This window comes from Streptomyces sp. NPDC059456 (assembly GCF_042750055.1).
Taxonomy (GTDB): Bacteria; Actinomycetota; Actinomycetes; order Streptomycetales; family Streptomycetaceae; genus Streptomyces.
In genome coordinates, this window is record NZ_JBHYVA010000694.1 from 1 (window position 1) to 4,457 (window position 4,457).

The 4,457-nt window shown below is 66.9% G+C and carries 4 protein-coding genes; 3 read left to right on the plus strand and 1 reads right to left on the minus strand.

What is annotated here, in order from left to right; translation table 11 throughout:
* The coding region (locus ACFXA3_RS36575) for an NADP-dependent malic enzyme (RefSeq protein WP_385194478.1) at nucleotides 1-1,129 on the minus strand (1,129 nt) is incomplete at its 3' end.
* A gap of 524 nt (nucleotides 1,130-1,653) precedes the next feature.
* On the opposite strand from ACFXA3_RS36575, the gene ACFXA3_RS36580 reads away from it, so the two are divergent.
* The 3 genes from ACFXA3_RS36580 to ACFXA3_RS36590 are packed head-to-tail and all read left to right on the plus strand — an operon-like array spanning nucleotide 1,654 to nucleotide 4,364.
* Nucleotides 1,654-2,613, plus strand: coding sequence for an ABC transporter substrate-binding protein (locus ACFXA3_RS36580; protein WP_385194481.1), 960 nt, complete (start codon nucleotides 1,654-1,656; stop codon nucleotides 2,611-2,613).
* 36 nt (nucleotides 2,614-2,649) lie between these two features.
* Nucleotides 2,650-3,600 (plus strand): amino acid ABC transporter permease, encoded by a 951-nt coding sequence (locus tag ACFXA3_RS36585; RefSeq protein ID WP_385194483.1) that lies wholly within the window; start codon nucleotides 2,650-2,652, stop codon nucleotides 3,598-3,600.
* Nucleotides 3,597-4,364: an amino acid ABC transporter ATP-binding protein gene (locus tag ACFXA3_RS36590; RefSeq protein WP_385194484.1), complete on the plus strand. Its 768-nt coding sequence runs from the start codon at nucleotides 3,597-3,599 to the stop codon at nucleotides 4,362-4,364. Before ACFXA3_RS36585 ends, ACFXA3_RS36590 begins: the two co-directional genes overlap by 4 nt.
* Nucleotides 4,365-4,457 lie beyond the last annotated feature (93 nt).

Below are 4,457 nucleotides of genomic sequence, written 5' to 3' on the forward strand. Positions count from 1 at the left end.
CGTCGAACGGCGACGGGATCACGTAGTCGGCGGCGAGCTCGTCACCCACGACACCGGCGATGGCGTCGGCGGCGGCGATCTTCATGCCCTCGGTGATCCGGCTGGCGCGGACCTTCAGGGCGCCCGCGAAGATGCCCGGGAACGCCAGCACGTTGTTGATCTGGTTCGGGAAGTCCGAGCGGCCCGTGGCCACGACCGCCGCGTACTTGTGCGCGACGTCCGGGTGGACCTCCGGGTTCGGGTTGGCCATGGCGAAGACGAAGGCGTCCTTCGCCATCGAGGCCACCGCCTCCTCGGGCACCGTGCCGCCGGAGACGCCGATGAACACGTCCGCGCCGTTGAGGGCCGCTTCCAGGGAACCGGTCTGGCCGGTCTTGTTCGTCAGGCCCGCGATCTCCGCCTTGACGTCCGTCAGGTCGGAACGGTCCGCGGAGACGACGCCCTTGCGGTCGGTGACGCAGACGTCGCCGATGCCCGCGTCCACGAGGATCTTGGCGATGGCGATGCCCGCCGCGCCCGCACCCGAGATCACGGCGCGCAGGTCACCGAGCGTGCGCCCGGTCAGCTTCGCGGCGTTGCGCAGGGCGGCCAGCGTCACGATGGCCGTGCCGTGCTGGTCGTCGTGGAAGATCGGGATGTCCAGGGCTTCCTGGAGCCGGCGCTCGATCTCGAAGCAGCGGGGGGCGGAGATGTCCTCCAGGTTGACCCCGCCGAAGGACGGCGCGAGACGGATGACCGTCTCGACGATCTCGTCCGTGTCCTTGGTGGCGAGCGCGATCGGCACCGCGTCCACACCACCGAACTGCTTGAACAGGATGGCCTTGCCCTCCATCACCGGGAGGGAGGCCTCGGGACCGATGTCACCGAGTCCGAGCACGGCCGTGCCGTCGGTGACGACGGCGACCACGTTGGACTTCCAGGTGTACTCGTTCACGAGCTCGGGCTGCTCCGCGATCGCGCTGCAGACCTTCGCCACGCCCGGCGTGTACGCGAGGGACAGGTCGTCCTTGTTCTGGACCGGCACCGTGGCCTGGATGGCCATCTTGCCGCCCCGGTGCAGCGCGAACACTGCGTCGGGGTTGTTGTCCGTCGCGCTGTCGCTGCGAGGATTGACGATCTCCGCTGCCACTTTCTTGGCCCCTTAAGTCTTTGAATCGTTGAGGGTGACCACACCTGGTTAAGGGGTGGGCGGGCACCGCGTCCGTACTCCGCATCGACGGTTGGCCCGTCTCCGCGAAGGGGAGGTTCGTACGCGCGGGCGCGCCGCACGCGCGCCCTGAGCCCCGGATGAGGGGTGTAAGGATCCGTTGTACCCGAAGAACGCTCGCTCAGACGAGTCGATTCCTGCTCGACTGTAGACCGCTTGTCCTGTTTTCGGCGAAAGGTCCAAAGGACTCTGTCCAATGGGCGAGACGGACCGCAAATAGTCCGTCAAAAGGGCCAGGTCACAGCTGTTCCTGCGGCCGCGAAGCCCCCATTCCGCAGTCCTGTTGGGCACCCCCACCCACCCGTTATCCGATTTTGACCTGACGAACTGCCTGAATGCGTCAGTCCGAATGGCAAGATGCCGTAATCACACGAGGTCGCGACACTCGAAGGTGCGTGCCCGACCGCTCTCGGATGCTTTCCCCAGCCACCCGGAGGAACCAGCTCATGACCGCAAGCACCACCCGTCGTACGACCGCCGCCCGGTCCCGGATCGCCGCGGTCGGCGCGATCGCGGTCGCCGGCGCCCTGATCCTCACCGGCTGTGGTGACCAGACGGACAAGGGTTCCTCGTCCACCCCTTCGGGCGGTACGTCGAAGGACAGCTCCGCCCCGCTCTTCTCGGCGCTGCCGAAGAAGATCCAGGACGCCGGTGTCATCAAGATCGGCACGGACTCCGCCTACGCCCCGATGGAATTCGTCGAGGGCGGCAAGATCGTCGGTGTCGACCCCGACATCGCCGAGGCGCTGGGCAAGCAGCTCGGCGTGAAGATGCAGTTCACCGCGGGCACCTTCGACGGCCTGATCACCTCGATCTACACCGGCCGCGAAGACGCGATCATGTCCTCGATCACGGACAACAAGAAGCGCCAGGAGGGCCTGGACGACAAGGGCCAGAAGATCGGCAAGGGGATCGACTTCGTCGACTACTTCTCCTCCGGCCTCTCGCTCCTCGTCAAGAAGGGCAACCCCGAGGGCATCAAGTCCATGGACGACCTCTGCGGCAAGACCGTGGCCGTCCAGCGCGGCACGATCTACGAGGACGCCTTCAAGGCCCAGGCCGAGAAGTGCGGCGACAAGAAGCTCACCATCCAGGCCTTCGACACCGACGCCGAGGCGCAGACCCGCGTCAAGGCCGGCGGCGCCGTCGCCGACCTGAACGACTACCCGGTCGCCGCCTACACGGTGAAGACCTCCGGTGGCGGCAACGACTTCGAGGTCGCCGGCCAGCAGAGCGACGTCGGCCTCTTCGGCATCGGCGTGAGCAAGGAGAACACCCAGCTCCGCGACGCCCTCAAGCAGGCCCTCGACGCCATCATCAAGGACGGCTCCTACGCCAAGGCGCTGGAGAAGTGGAACGTGCAGGACAGTGCCGTCAAGTCCGCGACGGTCAACGCAGGTCAGTAAGTCCAGCGCTCCACGCTCCACTGAAGGGCAGTCATTGTGACTGACAAGATCGAAAAGGGCCCGGCCGAGAACCCGCCGGCCGGTCCCGGTGCCTCGGGCCTCCCGTACGAGGCCATCAAGGCAATCCCGGTGCGGCACTACGGCCGCTGGGTCAGCGGCGTGATCGTGGTCGCGCTGCTCGTCTGGATCGCCTACGCGTTCGCCAACGGCAACGTCATCTGGGCCACGGTCGGCGACAAGCTGTTCGACCCGGCGGTCCTGAGCGGTCTCGGCAACACCGTGATCATCAGCGTCTCCGCCATGGCGCTGGGCCTCGTGCTCGGCATCGTCTTCGCGGTGATGCGCCTGTCGAAGAACCCGGTGACGGGCGCCGTCTCCTGGCTCTACATCTGGTTCTTCCGCGGTACCCCGGTGTACGTGCAGCTGCTGGTGTGGTTCAACCTGTCGCTGATCTTCCAGTACATCAACCTCGGTCCGATCTACAAGAACGAGACCGTCGACGTCATGACCCCGTTCATGGTCGCCCTCCTGGGCCTCGGCCTGAACGAGGGCGCCTACATGGCGGAGATCGTCCGGGCCGGCATCCAGTCGGTCGACGAGGGCCAGACCGAGGCCGCCCACGCGCTGGGCATGCCGCAGTCGAAGACCATGCGCCGGATCGTGCTCCCGCAGGCGATGCGCGTGATCATCCCGCCGACGGGCAACGAGTTCATCAACATGCTGAAGACCTCCTCCCTGGTCTCGGCGGTGCAGTACACCGAGCTCCTGCGGGCCTCGTCGAACATCGGCAACACGGCCGGTGCCATCATGGAGATGCTGTTCGTGGCGTCCTTCTGGTACCTGGCCCTGACCAGTGTGTTCAGCGTCGGCCAGTACTACCTGGAGCGCCGTTTCGCCCGTGGTTCCACGCGGAACCTGCCTCCGACGCCGTTCCAGCGCCTGAAGGCCAACCTGAACATGTTCCGCCGTACGGAGGTCGCGCGATGACCGCTCAGCCGATGGTCAAGGCCGAGGGCGTCCACAAGTCGTACGGCGCCGCCCACATCCTCCGGGGCATCGACCTCGAGGTCGCCCCGCGCGAGGTTTTCTGCCTGGTCGGCCCGTCCGGCTCCGGCAAGTCGACCTTCCTGCGGTGCATCAACCACCTGGAGCGCATCAACTCCGGGCGGCTCTCGGTGGACGGCCAGCTGGTCGGGTACAAGCAGAAGGGCGACAAGCTCTACGAGCTGAAGGACAGCGAGGTCGCGGCGCAGCGCCGCGAGATCGGCATGGTCTTCCAGCGCTTCAACCTCTTCCCGCACATGACGGCCATAGAGAACGTCATGGAAGCCCCCGTCATGGTCAAGGGCGAGAGCAAGGCCGTGGCGCGCGAGCGCGCGGTCAAGCTGCTCGACCGCGTGGGCCTGGGCGACAAGGGCGGGAACTACCCCTCGCAGCTCTCCGGCGGCCAGCAGCAGCGCGTGGCGATCGCCCGCGCGCTGGCCATGGAGCCGAAGCTGATGCTCTTCGACGAGCCCACCTCGGCGCTCGACCCGGAGCTCGTCGGCGACGTCCTCGACGTCATGCGGGACCTGGCCGAGTCGGGCATGACCATGATCGTGGTGACCCACGAGATGGGCTTCGCCCGCGAGGTCGGCGACAACCTCGTCTTCATGGACGGCGGCGTCGTGGTCGAGTCCGGCCACCCGCGCGAGGTGCTGGGCAACCCCCAGCACGACCGGACGAAGGCGTTCCTGTCCAAGGTGCTGTAACCGCACACGGTGCGTGAGAGGGGGCGGTGCGGGGAACCCCTCACGCCCACCCCCCCGCTCCCGGGGCGGGGGCAGAATAAGCACATAAGAAAA

What these genes read in the sequence shown, in the direction of transcription:
- ACFXA3_RS36590 (WP_385194484.1), top strand. Translation starts at nt 3,597, where the DNA reads ATGACCGCTCAGCCGATGGTCAAGGCCGAGGGCGTCCACAAGTCGTAC.
- ACFXA3_RS36580 (WP_385194481.1), top strand. Translation starts at nt 1,654, where the DNA reads ATGACCGCAAGCACCACCCGTCGTACGACCGCCGCCCGGTCCCGGATC.